Annotated in this window: 17 protein-coding genes; 7 read left to right on the top strand and 10 right to left on the bottom strand. The window is 31.7% G+C overall.

Annotation, left to right across the window (positions count from 1 at the left end; translation table 11 throughout):
- Positions 1-8 precede the first annotated feature (8 nt).
- Positions 9-440: an Lrp/AsnC family transcriptional regulator gene (locus tag ABEY15_RS22635; RefSeq protein WP_056467903.1), complete on the bottom strand. Its 432-nt coding sequence runs from the start codon at positions 438-440 to the stop codon at positions 9-11.
- A gap of 150 nt (positions 441-590) precedes the next feature.
- Between ABEY15_RS22635 and ABEY15_RS22630 the strand changes: the two genes are divergently transcribed.
- From ABEY15_RS22630 to ABEY15_RS22620, 3 genes are all read left to right on the top strand, one after another.
- Positions 591-1,172: a beta-class carbonic anhydrase gene (locus tag ABEY15_RS22630; protein WP_429892267.1), complete on the top strand. Its 582-nt coding sequence runs from the start codon at positions 591-593 to the stop codon at positions 1,170-1,172.
- Positions 1,173-1,208: 36 nt separating this feature from the next.
- A complete protein-coding gene (gene cynS / locus ABEY15_RS22625; RefSeq protein ID WP_429892266.1) occupies positions 1,209-1,652 on the top strand; it encodes a cyanase in 444 nt (147 codons plus the stop codon).
- Positions 1,653-1,786: 134 nt separating this feature from the next.
- Positions 1,787-3,067: a purine/pyrimidine permease gene (locus ABEY15_RS22620; protein WP_429892265.1), complete on the top strand. Its 1,281-nt coding sequence runs from the start codon at positions 1,787-1,789 to the stop codon at positions 3,065-3,067.
- Between the two features lie 159 nt (positions 3,068-3,226).
- Here the strand turns inward: ABEY15_RS22620 and ABEY15_RS22615 are convergent, their stop codons facing one another.
- Together ABEY15_RS22615 and ABEY15_RS22610 are read right to left on the bottom strand one after the other, a co-directional pair.
- Positions 3,227-3,400 (bottom strand): hypothetical protein, encoded by a 174-nt coding sequence (locus ABEY15_RS22615; protein WP_429892264.1) that lies wholly within the window; start codon positions 3,398-3,400, stop codon positions 3,227-3,229.
- Positions 3,401-3,658: 258 nt separating this feature from the next.
- Entirely contained in the window at positions 3,659-5,056 is a 1,398-nt protein-coding gene (locus ABEY15_RS22610) for a PLP-dependent aminotransferase family protein (protein WP_429892263.1), read from the bottom strand.
- Positions 5,057-5,175: 119 nt separating this feature from the next.
- Between ABEY15_RS22610 and ABEY15_RS22605 the strand changes: the two genes are divergently transcribed.
- Positions 5,176-6,102, top strand: a complete 927-nt coding sequence (locus ABEY15_RS22605; protein WP_429892262.1) for a DMT family transporter — start codon at positions 5,176-5,178, stop codon at positions 6,100-6,102.
- A 334-nt stretch (positions 6,103-6,436) separates the two neighbouring features.
- Here the strand turns inward: ABEY15_RS22605 and ABEY15_RS22600 are convergent, their stop codons facing one another.
- Both ABEY15_RS22600 and ABEY15_RS22595 read right to left on the bottom strand, forming a co-directional pair.
- The gene (locus ABEY15_RS22600) at positions 6,437-7,276 is read right to left on the bottom strand and encodes a tyrosine-type recombinase/integrase (protein WP_429892261.1); all 840 of its coding nucleotides are present in this window, start codon (positions 7,274-7,276) and stop codon (positions 6,437-6,439) included.
- A gap of 247 nt (positions 7,277-7,523) precedes the next feature.
- Entirely contained in the window at positions 7,524-8,750 is a 1,227-nt protein-coding gene (locus ABEY15_RS22595; RefSeq protein WP_429892260.1) for a sugar efflux transporter, read from the bottom strand.
- Positions 8,751-8,927: 177 nt separating this feature from the next.
- Between ABEY15_RS22595 and ABEY15_RS22590 the strand changes: the two genes are divergently transcribed.
- Complete coding sequence (locus ABEY15_RS22590; protein ID WP_429892259.1) at positions 8,928-9,608, top strand: TetR/AcrR family transcriptional regulator; 681 nt, start codon at positions 8,928-8,930, stop codon at positions 9,606-9,608.
- A gap of 263 nt (positions 9,609-9,871) precedes the next feature.
- The gene (locus tag ABEY15_RS22585; protein ID WP_429892258.1) at positions 9,872-10,540 is read left to right on the top strand and encodes a DUF421 domain-containing protein; all 669 of its coding nucleotides are present in this window, start codon (positions 9,872-9,874) and stop codon (positions 10,538-10,540) included.
- Between the two features lie 80 nt (positions 10,541-10,620).
- On the opposite strand, the gene ABEY15_RS22580 is transcribed toward ABEY15_RS22585, so the two are convergent.
- The 3 genes from ABEY15_RS22580 to ABEY15_RS22570 form a co-directional block, all read right to left on the bottom strand.
- Positions 10,621-11,007: a hypothetical protein gene (locus ABEY15_RS22580; RefSeq protein WP_429892257.1), complete on the bottom strand. Its 387-nt coding sequence runs from the start codon at positions 11,005-11,007 to the stop codon at positions 10,621-10,623.
- A 1,206-nt stretch (positions 11,008-12,213) separates the two neighbouring features.
- Complete coding sequence (locus tag ABEY15_RS22575) at positions 12,214-12,933, bottom strand: nucleotidyltransferase domain-containing protein (protein ID WP_429892256.1); 720 nt, start codon at positions 12,931-12,933, stop codon at positions 12,214-12,216.
- A 237-nt stretch (positions 12,934-13,170) separates the two neighbouring features.
- Complete coding sequence (locus ABEY15_RS22570; protein ID WP_429892255.1) at positions 13,171-13,491, bottom strand: hypothetical protein; 321 nt, start codon at positions 13,489-13,491, stop codon at positions 13,171-13,173.
- A 442-nt stretch (positions 13,492-13,933) separates the two neighbouring features.
- Between ABEY15_RS22570 and ABEY15_RS22565 the strand changes: the two genes are divergently transcribed.
- The gene (locus ABEY15_RS22565) at positions 13,934-14,542 is read left to right on the top strand and encodes a LysE family translocator (RefSeq protein WP_429892254.1); all 609 of its coding nucleotides are present in this window, start codon (positions 13,934-13,936) and stop codon (positions 14,540-14,542) included.
- Positions 14,543-14,811: 269 nt separating this feature from the next.
- On the opposite strand, the gene ABEY15_RS22560 is transcribed toward ABEY15_RS22565, so the two are convergent.
- Positions 14,812-15,252, bottom strand: a complete 441-nt coding sequence (locus tag ABEY15_RS22560; protein ID WP_429892298.1) for a hypothetical protein — start codon at positions 15,250-15,252, stop codon at positions 14,812-14,814.
- A gap of 205 nt (positions 15,253-15,457) precedes the next feature.
- Positions 15,458-15,665: alpha/beta fold hydrolase (locus ABEY15_RS22555; RefSeq protein WP_429892253.1), on the bottom strand; the 208-nt coding region annotated here is incomplete at its 5' end.

The following is a 15,665-nucleotide window of genomic DNA, read 5'->3' as shown; positions in this document are numbered from 1 at the left end:
GATTAGCTTTATTTTAACTTTCCTATTGATAAGTTAACACGATAATTTCCATACTTTAATAGTCTTTCTAGAAATGTATCCAATTCTTCATTCGAAGCAAAATGAGTTTTTAATAAATAACATCCTTCACCACTTGTACGATGTACTTCAGAAACTGCTTCTTCTTCTTGAAAGAACATCTTAAACTCTTGATGATTAGCTGTTTTTACGAACACAGTAACAAATGCAGTTACTATTTGTCCTAATTTGATTCGGTTTATTGCGATTGTATATTGCTCAATTATTCCTAAATCCTCTAATCTCCGAATTCGATTTCCTACAGCCTGCCCCGTCATATGTATTTTTTGACCAAGTTCTTTCCATTGAATTCTTGAGTTTCCTCCTAATAATTTCAGTATCTCAAAATCTGTTTGATCAATGATATAAATCAATCCTTTCATCATGAAAGTAGAAAGCCAGATAGTGTTTCGCCAACTTATTCTGCTTATCGATACAATTCACTATACTTAATTTATCCTCTTATATCACTTTACTTATAACATAGTGGATTCAACAAAGAAATACATCTTAATGTAAAGGTGGTTAAAAACATGTTATTACAAGAAATTTTAGCGTACAATGAACAATTTGTACAAAACAAGGAATACCTTCCTTATGAAGCAACAAAGATACCTCAAAAACGTTTGGTTGTTGTTTCATGCATGGATGCTCGTTTAATAGAGCTGCTTCCAAAAGCTTTAGATTTACACAATGGTGATGCAAAAATCATCAAAAATGCAGGTGGTACGATTACAGAAGCCTTCGGTAGTATCATGCGAAGTGTTGTCACAGCTGTCTATGAATTAAATGCAGAAGAAATTTATATTATTGGACACCATGCATGTGGAATGAGCCAAAGTAATCCAAAAGGAACACTTCAAAAAATATTAGATCGTGGAGTATCTTCACCAGAAATTTTCTCAGCTATCGAATATGCTGGAATTGACCTAGAAAAGTGGTTATTTGGATTTGATGATGTCAAAGATTCAATACAAGCCAATATTGATTTAGTAAGAAATCATCCATTTATTCCTAAAGACATTCCTGTACATGGTTTAGCTATTGATCCTAACACAGGAAAACTAGATTTATTAGTTGATGGATATAGAGCATTAAATGCCGTGAAAAATTAATTATTATTACCTTAATATGGAAGGAAGTTATTCGATATGAATAGAAATGAAGCTACGCAAAAAATTATGGAAGCAAAAATTGCAAAAGGTTTAACATGGGAAGAAATTTCAAAAGTAAGTGAAAACTCTGAGACTTGGGTTGTAACAGCATTATTAGGACAAGCTACAATGACTCGTCCAGAAGCAGAAAAAATGGCTGAACTATTAGAATTAGATGAAGAAGTAGTACAAGCATTAACGATTATTCCACATAGAGGTGCTGCTATGCAAATGCCTCCTACTGATCCAATCTTATATCGTTTATATGAGATGTTATTAGTGTACGGACCAACTATTAAAGAATTAATTCAAGAAAAAGTTGGTGAAGGTATTATGAGTGCAATTGATTTCGAACTAGGTGTGGAGAAAAAAGAAGATCCAAATGGTGACCGTGTAATCCTAACACTTAATGGTAAATTCTTACCTTATCGTAAATGGTAAATTATAAAAAAATATTTCTATTAAATTAAAATAAATTTACACTATATAAACCTTAGAAATCCATCTTTTTTAATCTACCACTATAAAAGATGGATTTTTTCTATAAGGTTCTTTTTTAAGCAAGGGAGATTAATATGAATAATAAATATGTTGATACTAGCTTTAGTATCTTACAGTGGTTTGTGTTTCTATTAGCAAATGCAATTGCATTGCCAATCATTATTGGAGGCATATTCCATTTATCAATTGATGACATTTCAACTTTAATGCAGCGAACTTTTTTAGTTGTGGGAGTGAGTTCTTTTTTACAAGCATGGTTAGGGCATCGCTATCCCATTGCGGATGGTCCTGCCGGTTCATGGGTAAGTATATTTGTCATATTAGGTCAAGTAGCTATGCATCAGGGACAAAGTGCAAAAGATGTACTCCAACTTTTAGAAGGTGGATTAATTATTGCGGGTCTATTACTTTTCGTCCTTGGAATAACAGGACTTGTGCATCGAATTCTACGTTTATTTACCCCTTTGGTTACAGGGACATTTCTTTTAATCTTAGCTCTTCAGCTTAGTGGTGTGTTACTAAAAGGAATGATGGGATTACAAGGAACTGTAACTCATCCTAATTATACATTAGCTACTATTGCACTCTTTGTTTTTGCCATTATTACTTTCTTATCAATTAAGGGGAAAGGATGGATGAAAAGTTACGCCGTGTTACTTGGAATTTCAGTTGGTTGGCTTCTATATGCTGTATTTGGAAAACCGTCCCATCTTCCTTCTGATACACCTTTAGTTAAGTTTCCTGAAGTATTTGCTTGGGGCATGCCTAATTTAGATATTGGGATAACCCTAACTGTCACTTTATTTACATTCCTATTAGTTGCAAACACAATTGCTGCTATTTCGGCTGTAAAGCAAGTGGCTCCGCTATCTAAAGAAAACGAAAGACAAACATTGAACCGTGGTATATGGGTCGGAGGTATATCACATGTTTTCACGTCATTGTTCTCTACAATTGGCGTTGTACCATTACCTGCATCAGCAGGATTTATTCAACTAACAGGACAAAAAAAAGTGAAGCCGTTTCTTATAGCAAATCTCATATTAGCTGGAATTTCTTTTATTCCCTCTTTTGTAAGCTTTATATCCTTGCTACCAGGTCCTATTGCAAATGCCGCACTTTTAGCAACATTTGTCCAAATGATCGGAATTTCATTTCAATCGATTTTACGTGAAGAATTAAATCAACGTCGATTAACGATATTAGGAATTTCATTATTAATTAGTTTGGGAATAATGTTTCTTCCAGAAAGTGCATTTAGCGGAATACCATCTACCTTCAAATATGTTTTAAGTAATGGATTACTGGTAGGTACCATGATTGTTATTCTACTAGAACAATTTTGGAAAGAATGATTTTTGATAACAAAAAACAGAAAAACCCTATAATGGGCCTTTCTGTTTTTCACTTGATTAGTTGCATAATAAACCTATAGGCCAAGAAAAATAAGGATAAAAAAAAGCATTCTTCCCGATTTTTCGTTGGTCTGCTACTTCATTGTAAAAATATATTTATTAGTGCTTTAGCATATATCCCCAAAGTAATAATGGTGTAATAAGAAAAGTGTAAAGTACTATTTGTAAAATAATTATTGGTTTTATTTCTTTAAAATCACTTACCCAAAACTTAGAAACTATCGCATATAATCCTAATTCTATTACTGGTCCAAATACAATTAACCACTTCATTTTAAAAATTTTGCTCCTTTTAGAAATTCTAAGATGCATATATTACAATCTCACTCTAAAATTATAACACAAAAAAGAAGAAATTATTTTACAAAAACAAAAAATCTGAAGTATTAAATAAATTTAAACCACCCCACAATATTAAAGATGGTACACCAGATAATATTCCATGATTAGCTGAAGTTTTCATTTTTTTAAAGACATTCTCTATTTACAATAAAAAAACAGAAAACCCCTGAGCATTATTTATTTTACATGCTATATTTTGAACCATGAATTATATAACAATCGAATAGCCTCTTCAATCTCCGCCTCTGATAAAATAGCAAATCCAAGTAACACTGTATTTTTGGGATTATTCCCTTCGCTATAATACATTGAGACTGGATAAACTTTAATACTATTTTCAGCCGCTCTTTTTATTAATTCTTCTTCTAACATTCCATTGTGAACCTTTAATAAAATATGTAAGCCAGAATCTTCTCCTATCACTTCCACTTTATTAGAAAAGTACCTTACAATCGCCGAAACAAGTACATCTCTCTTTTTTCTGTATACAACTCGCATTTTATGAATATGTTTTTCCCAATGTCCTTCGTTTAAAAATCTTCTAATGATTTCTTGATCAATTCTCGAAACACTTTGTGTGTAGAATAAATATTGTGAATGATACAATTTAATTAGCTGTTTTGGCAACACCATATAACTCATTCGTAAAGATGGGAGTAAAGCTTTTGAAAATGTTCCCATGTAAATTACGTTTCCTTCTGTATCAAGCCCCTGCAATGCTGGAATCGGTTTTCCAGAATAACGAAATTCACTGTCATAATCATCTTCAATAATATAACGTCCATACTCCTCTTGAGCCCACTGTAATAGTTGTCCTCTTCTTTTAATTGGCATAATCATTCCACAAGGAAATTGGTGAGATGGTGTAACGAAAATAACTTTCGCATTGCTAGCTTCTAAAGCTGCAATAGAGATCCCATCCTCATCAAGTGGGATCATTTGAACATTTTCTTCTCCCTTCTCAAAAACAACCAACTTTCGATGATACCCTGGATTTTCAACTGCAAAATGCTTTCCCTTTAATAATTGAAACAAGATTCTTATTAAAAATTGGGTTCCGGCTCCTATTACAATTTGACTCGCTGAACATCTAACACCTCTTGATTCATATAAATATTTCGCAATCTCTTCACGCAAGTTGGATTCACCTTGAGGATGACCAAGAAATAGAAGGTCCTTATTTTCTTGTTGCCATACTTCATTTGAAATTTTCCGATAGACAGCGAATGGAAATGACTTAGAATCTACACCTGTTTGAGTAAAATCATATTTGTATATCTGTTCCCTGTATAATACTTCCTTAACGAATTCTCTTTTTTTATCTGTAAGCATCAATTGCTCAATTTCACATACAAAATATCCCTTACGTGTAACTGATTCAATATACCCTTCTGCCAGAAGTTGTTCATATGCCGATTCAACTGTATTTTTACTCACTTCTAAATACATTGCTAACTTTCTTTTTGCTGGAAGCTTTGTCATAGGAGGGATTTTGCCACTTCTTATTTCTTCTTTTATATACACATATAACTGTACATACAACGGCATTTTTGACTCAATATTCAAATTTGGTGTTAACTCTAACATTAAATCTGACCCCTTCACAAAACTAATTATTGATACTTTATATAGTACCAGATGTTATATATAATTCTTTTTATCATGTAAATCGAATAAAATCAATTTTTGAAAGGAGCATCATGATCATGCAAAACAGCAGACGTCTTGGACTATTTATGATTCTTACAGGAGCTACTTTATGGGGATTATCAGGTCCATTAATTCAGTGGTTTTTTCAACGTACGACAATATCATCGATTGACTATTTAGTAATTCGCCTCTTACTTGCTGGTATCTTTATTTTATGTTTCTTACTTACAAAAAAACAAAATATATTTCGTATTTGGCAACAACCTATTCATCTATTACACCTTATCATTTTCTCTATTCTCGGGATGCTTGGTGCACAATATGCTTTTATTGAAACTGTGCATATTAGCAACGCTGTGACCGCTACTCTATTCCAATTTTTAGGGCCAGTTCTTATTACTATTTATGTTGCAATACAACATAAAAAACTTCCTTCTACTATGCAAGTGATAGCAATTTTCTCTGCACTGATAGGCACATACTTTATAATTACAAATGGATCGGCCCATAATATTGTCATGTCTAAGGAAACTATTTTATTCGGACTGTTAACAGCTATAGGTTTTACCTTCTATACACTTCACCCCACTTCCCTTATTCAACAGTGGGGGACGACTCTTATTATTGGCTGGGGTATGCTCATCGGAGGTATTGCATTATTTATTTACAATCATTCTTTTGACTGGAAGCAACTTTCACAAACCTTTACATTGTCAACATTCTCTTTGCTAATTTTAATTATTATAATAGGTACTCTTTCTTTCCTTCTCTACATCGGTAGCCTAAAATATTTATCAGCAACAGAGACTAGTATTTTATCTAGTATTGAACCACTTGTAGCAACTATTGTTTCTATTACTTGGCTAAAGGAATCTTTCGGAGTATACCAACTACTAGGTGGTATATGTATCGTCATCGCAGTTATTTTCTTAACAATGCCAGAAAAAGAAGCAAAATCCACATTCACAACTGAACAAATATGATGCCAAATGTAAAAAGAGGATACTAATCTATGTTGAATAAGAATACTATCTTTCCTATTGATTAAACACTAGATCTTTATGACAAAAAAACAGAAAAAACCTTTAAGGGGATTTTCTGTTTTTCACTTTCTATCTATTCGTACTTTATTTTATTCAATTATTGCTGCCTTTTCATGCTCTTGTTTAAATAAACTCTACATTGAATGGAATGCATCTGATTTTTGTTTTAGGATTTGACCTCTACTCGGGAGATCCCTTTACTGCTTAATTCACTAACGCAACGAATACTTCAGCTTTATAAGAAGCTATTAAATGGAGCTTTGCAGTTCCTTTTTTAAAAGTATTTACAATATTGATCTTGGCGTTGCTTTCCACTTAGTTTCGCATATATTCGTGTTGTTTCACTCTTTTCGTGACCTAATAAACTTTGGATTGCTTCAATTGGAGCTCCGTTATCCATTAAGTGAGTTGCGTAACTGTGCCTTAGTTGGTGGGGCGAAATCTTTTTGGTTAACTCACCCTGTAAAGAAACCTCCTTAATTATATGGCGCGTTTGAGCTATACTTAACCGACGAGGTGCTCTTTCGGTTACAAATAATGTAGGATCTGCATCATTTCGTTCGTTCATGTATCTAAATAACCAAATTTCAGCTCGAATATTGAAGTATACTTCTCTTTCTTTATCACCTTTTCCTTGTACTATTACGGAGTGATTCGTCCAATTTATATCATTTTTATTTATTAAGACAATTTCGCCGATGCGGCATCCAGATGAATACATAAACTCAATTATTGCATGTTCTCTTGGCGTATTGCAGGCTTCTCGAAGGAGTTCAATTTCCTTAACAGTTAAGAATTTAGGAATTCTGGTTCCAGGTTTTGGTTCTTTTAGCTTTGAGGAAGGGTTGTTATTAATTTCACCCTCTTCATGAGCCCAACGGAATAAAGATTTTATAAAACGAACTCGATGTGCTAGACTTGCAGGTTTTAACTTTTCTCCAGCAATTACAAGATACTCTTTTAAAGCATCAGTAGTGATTTGAGCAATTTCAATATCACCGAAGTGTTTAATTAATAGTGTTGCTTGTATTTTATATGCTTTTAGAGTAGTTTTTGAGTATCCTTCAATTAACTTATCATTATAGTAACTTTTCCATGCTTTAGATAATAACATTAATGAATCCCCTCCAATAATTGTTGCTTTACCAGACATTATTGACGAAATTCATATTTAAAATAGGTAGGTTAAAACTAGAAAGAGATCAAATATTATTGCACTAAGTGCTGTTTAATTGAACAAAAACTTCAAATTTCTAATTTTATAGTAAAAGACGTTTATGAATTATACCTAAAAAAGTAGTCCTATCTGGACTACTTTTAATTTTCCGGATAAAGAAATATCAGATTAAGCAATCTGATATTTACAAGTTAATAGAATGGCCGTTTTCAGTAGATACACTGATTTCATTTTGAGGTTTTGTTTTCCATAAAATGAAAAGAGAAAAGAAGATTATTGTAAAGCATACAATATTAACAACTCGAAAACCTGCAAAATCTGCAATTACTCCTGCACCAACACTACCGAGAATCCTACCAAAAATATCAGAATTAGCATGCATACTAGCAGCAACACCTGGAGATTCAGGTAGAAGTTCATTAAAGTAACTTAACCCATTTCCAAGTAGAATAGCTGTGAATGATGCCATTAAGATTTGTGCTGCCATCAAGTGCCAGGAATGAGTAGAGACACTTACGATAGCAAAATAAGAAATAGCAATCAAAGATCCGATAATAAGGATCGTATGATTAGAAAACTTTTTCCCAAGTACGCCTAACAATAGCATAATAGGTATTTCAAGAGTTGCACTAATCCCAAATACAAGACCTACATCCGAATGTACACCTCCCAATTCTTTTATAATAAATAATGGTGTGTTAATAAAATTAACTGCGTTTACGGTAAAGAGAACAACAAAAGAAATAAACATTAACCGTAATTTCTTATTTTTTACAAGAGAATTGTTATTTTGTTCAATGTTCGGTTCGTTTGTTCTAATCTTTTTTCTCTCCTTAAGAAATAAAAGAACAAGTAGTATATTAATAAGAAAAATAATACTTGTTACTTTAAATAGCCCAGTATAACCAAATTGCTCTATTAATACTGTTCCAAGTAATGGACCTGAAAGTACACCAAGAGAAACAAGTGAACGGAGTAAAAAAAGTGCTAACTTTTTATTTTCGAAATTACTTTCATTGGTAGATTCTTGTGCATACGCAAAGATTTGAGGGATGGCTGGTGCTCCAAAACCACTAAAAAAAGTAAATGCAATTAGTAAGAAAATAAAGTTTCCGAAGACTAAATACGAAGCATATCCAAGTGTTTGGGAAAACAATGCAATTAGCACGATCCATTTTCTGCTCATACCTTTATCAGATCTTTTAGCGAAAAATGAATTGACAAAAACGCCGCTTAATTGGCTCAATGCCATAAAAATTCCAAATGCTCCAGCACTTATCCCCATATTTTCAGTTAAATATAGGGAAACATAAGGCAACGAAATGGATACTCCTGTACCAACTAATAACAAACAAATACCTAACAAAGGATATCCTTTAATGTTGAACAAACTTTTAATTTTTGTATTCAATATTTGCTCCTCCCTTTACATTTCTTAATATTGAATGATAAAGAACAGTACAATGCACATTAAACTAGGTAAACTGTTTTTGTATATTTTAGTTTATTTAGTTTATTCGGGTTATATTACTTAGTTGTCACCTTTGTGTATAATATAATTAAAATGGTTTAAAAGGAGGGCAAGAAAATGGGTTCAGAATCTGCAAAATCACGATACAGTGACGATGAGACAAGGTCTACTCTACTTTACAAGTTGATTAATCCGATTAAGAAAACTGGGATTGCGAATATGAGGACTAATGACATTGCAAAACATATGGATCTGTCAAAGGCAACCTTATATAAGTATTTTGAATCGAAAGACGAAATTATTAAGAACTTTGTTCACTTATTTATAAAGTATTATGTTGAAATGGATACCACTCTTGTTGTCTCTAAAGTCGATTATCAATCCCGATTTTTGGTTGTATTTCAAAAAATGTTAATGTTAGCTAACTTTTGTTCAGAAACTTTTATGCAAGACTTACGAATGTTATATCCAAATTTATGGGAAGAAATGGAAGGAGAATTGACTAAAAGAAACGAATCGCTATGTTCTTTTTATCAGAAAGGTATGGATGAAGGGATTTTCATTTGCACAAATCCTAAACTCATCATATTACAAGACGAAGCATTCTTCTCAAAACTTGTTGATCCATTGGTATTATTTAGTCGAAACATGACTATTCGGCAAACTGTAATTGATTATTATTACCTACGAATAAGTCAGGTTTTTACACCTGAATTTCGTTTGATAGATAATAATGAAGAAACTTTAAAAATGCTAGAAACAATGTGTCAAAAGATTACTAGTTCATTGCATTCTTAATTTAATAAATCTCATATAAAAAAGAAGTAACCCAATCTTCCTACGTGGGAACATCGGGTTACTTCTTTTTGACAACCTTATTCAACTAACGCATGCGTTAGTTGGATAAGGTATTTTAATTTTCAATAAACATTAAAATTGAAATGGTTGTAAAATAATGCAAATAAAAATCTAATAAACACTGAGATTACTAATTAATTGAATAAAATAGATACGATTGTAAGAAAATTTAATAAGTAATATAAATTGAGGTGTCATATTATATGATTTACAAAGAAATTTTTCTTGAATTAATTTTTGGGTATATTGCTATTTATATTGTCATTAAAGTATTAGGTAAAGCGCAAATTTCTATGATTACCCCATTTTATTTGGTTTGTTCACTTGCCTTAGGGAATATTTTAATTGGTGGAATTTTTAATAGAGAAGCAACTGTGCCTAAAATACTTTTTGCTATCTTTACTTGGGGTGCTTTGAGCTTTGTAACATTAGTGATTACACAAAAATCGATATTTGCTAGAAAAGCTTTTGAAGGAGATGCTTCTATCCTCATAAAAAAAGGTCGTATACAATGGGAGGAGCTAAAAAGAAATCGCTTAGATATTGATCAACTTCTCCAATTACTTAGGGCTAAGAAAACTTTTTCGGTAAATGAAGTAGCCTATGCGATATTAGAAATTGATGGTACCGTCAGCGTACTTAAAAAATCAAATTTTTTAAATCCTACGAAGCTAGATTTAAAAATTAAATTAGAAGAAGAGTTCCTTCCTTTAATCATAATAAGTGATGGCCAGATTCGAATACAAGCTCTTCTAGATTTAAATAAAGATGAAAATTGGGTACATAATTTGCTTTCTGAGGCTAACCTATCGTTAATACAAGTTTGTTATGCAGAGTGGGATTCGAAGAAATTACACTTACATACTTATTAAAAATAAAAAATGAACACAGATTTCGAAAAAATTCTACCTAATCTTATGCAACTAACGCATGCGTTAGTTCAATAAGAAATTTAATTTTCTTTTATCTTTTCTAATATAGTTGAAAAAGCTAATTCTATTTGTTCAAGATCCAACTTATATTTATTTGCTACTTCAATTGTTACTTTCTGCAATTTTCTTATAAAGGAAAGTTCTTGATCTACACTATTCAAATTGGAGAACTCTTCCCAATTTAGTGACGTTTCAACCTGTAAAATCTTGTCCCTAAGTTTTAACAGTTTCACATAATTATCATCAATAATTTCTGTATCAAAAAATATTTGTACAATTTCAATTTTATTAGAAACTTTAACAAATTGCTGTATTTGATTATTTACTTGGTCCTCAAGAGGATACAATAATCTAAAACATTTTGAGACCTGTCTTATGCCTGTTTGTGGTCTTGAACTTAACCTCATAAATAAATCACCTCTACTCTGTAACATAAGCAATGCGTTAGTTGCTTAAGACAAGAAAATTTATTTGGAAAAATCAATCTTAAAGACCTTTCTTAGCCATAAAACTGCAATTAATAATGTAGGCATAATAATTCGAAGTGCAGAATCATTAATAACGTGAAAAGAATACCTTAAACTAAATATTATTATTATGGTTACTACTACTGCTATAAAAAAATATATATTCTTCATCTTTTTCTCCTTGTTCAACACTTCTAAGATTTATATTCCATTAACAATAATACGACATAAATAATTTAATACCTTTTTAAATAGTACTTCCAAATAGTAAAATAAGAGCCAATCAAGGCTCCTACGTTGTTGAACTATCGCATGCGTTAGTTGAAGAAGGAAAAATTGTGAATTTTTTACTGATTTTTCTTCTTTCCGATAGTGTTTATGTTCCAAAGTTTGAGTTGTTAAGACCTATTGCAATAAAGATGCAACATACTAGGATAAAGAGGAGAATGATCGCAGCAATGACCTTCCAGATACCTCGGTAACTGAACCAACAACAAATTGCTGATAAGACATAAGCAATTAGGAATAATGGCACATACCTAGCCCCTACTCTTCCATAGATAAATATTTTAAAAATCAAGCACGCAATGAGTAGTACAAGAATGGAAACAATACCTAAATATTTTCTCAAAATGCCCCCCCACTTCCCATGATAATCATTACCATATTTTACCATATGTAACAAAAAAAAAGGACGCATAGTAGAAATAAAATATTTGCTTATTTCACTGTTATCTCTTATAACTTCCGTTCATCTTATTAAACTAATCTGCCATTTAGTTAAAACAAAAAAATCGACTATAAAGTCGATCATGTTGTTCAACTAATGCATGCAATAGTTGAACAGGAATTATTGGAGGTAGAAAAGTATTAAAAGACGATTTTCTATTGAAAAAGCAGAATGGTCAAATGATCTTGAAGGTCAATATAAAAAAGATTGTTATGATATTGTCTTTAGCTTTGGAGATAAAATTAAAGTTGAGGCTGAAACAGTATATATCTTAAAAGATGACAAAAACATTAAATTAGAAAAACCATTGAAATTCAAAATATTTTGGTATGAAACATGGTTGAAAATAAGAGCCTTTTACAACATTAACTAAATTTCCTTATGCAACTAAAGCATGCGTTAGTTACATAAGGTATTTACTTTTTACCCGATGAAAAACCGTCAAATAATCGTCCTCCAAAGGGTTGCAATATATTCTCTACTAATTGAATAACTTGATTTTTGTCACTGGTCTTATAAAAATTATCAAAAGCCTCTACAAAATGATTTGCAAACTCTTCATCATAATGTCTTAATGAACGAACTACCCATTTCGATGTACCAATCCATTTACGGTTTGTTCTCAATAGGAATTCGCTTACCAGTTCAGCAAGTGTATTAGCAATAAATATTTCTTCTGCTCTATTAGAGCAACCAATAAAATCGTCCAATGCATCCGTAATAAAATATCGTTTTGTTATTAGCGTTTCTTCTGACCATTCTTCTGGTCCCTTATCTAATATCTTATTAGCCTCTTTTTTTATAGAGCCAATTATTCCATCATCTTTTAGGATTATTCCTTCTGAAACCATTCTTTGCAAAGAAGGTGTCGCTCTTTTAAAATCAATTTCAAAAAACCTCTTATAAGAAGTTAGGTTATGTACAAATACCTCGATAGCCCAACCAAAATCTATAAATGACTCTCTATAAGCTGAAGTTAGATTTCTATCAAAAATAATAATATCAAGATCAGATGTTTTTGTTCCCTCACCTCGTACTACACTACCAGCTAATAAAGCTCCTTGACAGTTTGGAAAATACTTTTTAATAAACTGATGTGCTGTATCGATTGGGTTTAATTTAATCAAATCTCCCATTACATTCACCCCTGAATAACAACTTTCTTAAGTTTGTTTATTTCTATATTAAACAAAAAATTCCTTTATAAAGTTCCGTTCCTTATTCAACTAAACTGCCATTTACTTTAATAAGAAAGAGTACCAATTAGGTACCCGTGGTATTCAACTAAGCATACGTTAGTTCATTAACATGATCGACATTACTGCCGATCTATTTTATTTTTAAAATGAAAAAAAGAAGTTCATTGAACTTCTTTAGGATATATATGAAATTAACACTTTTTGCGGTACATTATTTTCATAATCATTATTACGTGTTATTCGTTCACAGGATGGCATTATATAAGAAAAATCCTCTAAATGCTTAGGAATGACTCCTTTTTGCTTTAAGCTGTCAAATACTTTTTGCATTGTATCTTCTATTTTTAGGATTTCGTTAGAACCTTCTATCTTAAAACATTCCACACAAGTTTCTACAATGTTTTCTTGAATTTGTTCTTGTGAAAAAATCATCTTGGCATCAACAATATCTTCAACTTCGTGGTTTTCTAATTCAATTATAGTTGTAATATTCATAATTTGAAGACCCCCATACATTATTAACATCATTATACATAATCTGCCTAAAAGATATATTTGAAAACGGATTTATTCACAAATTATTCAAATGTTTATGACAATTTTCTAACAAAGTCAGTTTTTCGGAAAGAGAAATTATTAAAAGTTTTAATTTCGGGTATATTTTGGAGTGGCAAAAATGAGATTTTCCATTTTGCAAAGTGATTATTAAATGGGGAATGTGATCGCCTAATTGAGTAATAATCCATCACATATCATCCAACTGTTATATAGTCAATTATACTGTTATACCCCTACTTTAATATAATTCTATTAATAAAGAGTAGTTGCTTTGTGTTAGCTTCATTTTATATATTTACGGGATAAATCAGGTAAACAGCGAATTTGTAATAGTTATATTTTCAAATTATTGAAAAGTACACAAAAAAGGAGCATCAATATGACCGAATACACAGTTTTTATGTTGGCCTTTGCTGCATCTGCAGCTGCACCAGGTCCAGAAATTGCTGGGCTAATGTCAAGGTCTCTTTCTAGTGGAATTTTATCTAGTATTCCGCTCTCCATTGGGATAATACTAGGTAAATTGCTAATGCTCACGGGAGCAGTTATTGGACTCACAGCCCTTGTAGAAGCTCTCGGTCCGATGTTTGAGATGTTAAAATATTTAGGTGCCGCTTATCTTGTTTGGATAGGTATTAAAAAATGGCGAAAGGCAGGGCAAGTATTTGATGAAAACGTGAAAACAAAATCTGTTGACTTCGTGGCTGAAATCGGTCTTGGACTCGCAATGACCCTCTCAAATCCAATTGCAATCGTTTTCTACATGGCGCTTCTTCCTGGTGTAATTGATGTATCTGGTATAACTTTGAATACCTACACAATATTATGTTTGATTATTATTATCGTGATGAGTGTCGTTGTATCAAGCTACGGTTTAATGGCTGAGATTGCAAGAAAACTATTTTCCTCTTCTAAATCTAAAGCACATATTGATCGCATATCAGGTGCGATGATGTTTGGTGCCGCACTCTGGATTTTAACGAGATAAGCAATTTTCTGATTTGAAAATGGTAGTAGATTTTTACCATTCTGGCTTTAAATAAAAGGAACAGCTCTCTTTTATACCTATCTACCTAAAGTGGATAATTTCAAAGTACAACTTACTCTAAAGATAAAAACTTGTATCGAAATGAAAGGCCATTTACCATACAAGCTTTTTTTGCTTATTGAACTACTATGGAAGTATTTAATACACTCCCATGGTAGTTGAATAAGGAATTGAAATTACTGAATTAGCTCCTATATTCAATGTCATTATTATTTTAGGTCAGACAATTTTCCGCCAATGAGTATTTCATATAGTTCTGTTGAGTTGTTCTTGTCTAATTGAACATATTTACTTTCGGCGGTAATTACGAGTTCCACTTTATCATTAATTGGACTTATCCAAAGCTCATATAACACTGCTTTTCCATTTATTTCAGGATTTTTAAATTGGAATATAAATCTGTAATCGGCTGGGTGTACCATATCAACCTTTGCATGTTCCCAATCAATATTATCTATTATCTCTCTTACCTTTTGAACTTTCTTATTACTAGTTATTACTTTGAAGTCTTCATAATTATTTACATCAACAATATGCTTTTGAACTTTTATATTTTGTTCTTCGTTTCCTATTAGGTTTGAGCAACCTGTTATATAAGTAGACATAATAACAATAAGAGTTATTAAATATTTCAAATTTATCCCCCTTATATATTAAGACGTTGTTATATGTGTAAATACCATTTTTTACCTTTTTATTATATCACACCTTAATAAACGATCTTGTCAATTATTGAAAAAGGAGCTGATCTATTGATCAACTCCTTTTTACTTTTTTAACTAACGCACTGCGTTAGTTGAAAAAGAAAAGAAAAAAAATTTCAAAAAATTGTTCTTTTACCCAATTGTAATCAGACTAGTTACTAGGTTGTTCATTTTTAGATATGAATTCTTCTAATATCTTAGTGTATATTTCTGGTTGGTCAATGTGTACAAGATGAGAGGCGAAAGGGATGACAGAAACGTGGACATGATTACCCACATTCGGATATGTAATAGCTCCTTTAATTTCATGAAGGTTTCCTTCTCCAACCATAAATAAGATTGGCATTTCAAGTCCATTC

This window comes from Gottfriedia acidiceleris, from assembly GCF_050457485.1.
GTDB lineage: Bacteria > Bacillota > Bacilli > Bacillales > Bacillaceae_G > Gottfriedia > Gottfriedia acidiceleris_D.
Note: the sequence above shows the minus strand (reverse complement) of the source record. Positions and strands in the feature narration are given on the sequence as shown.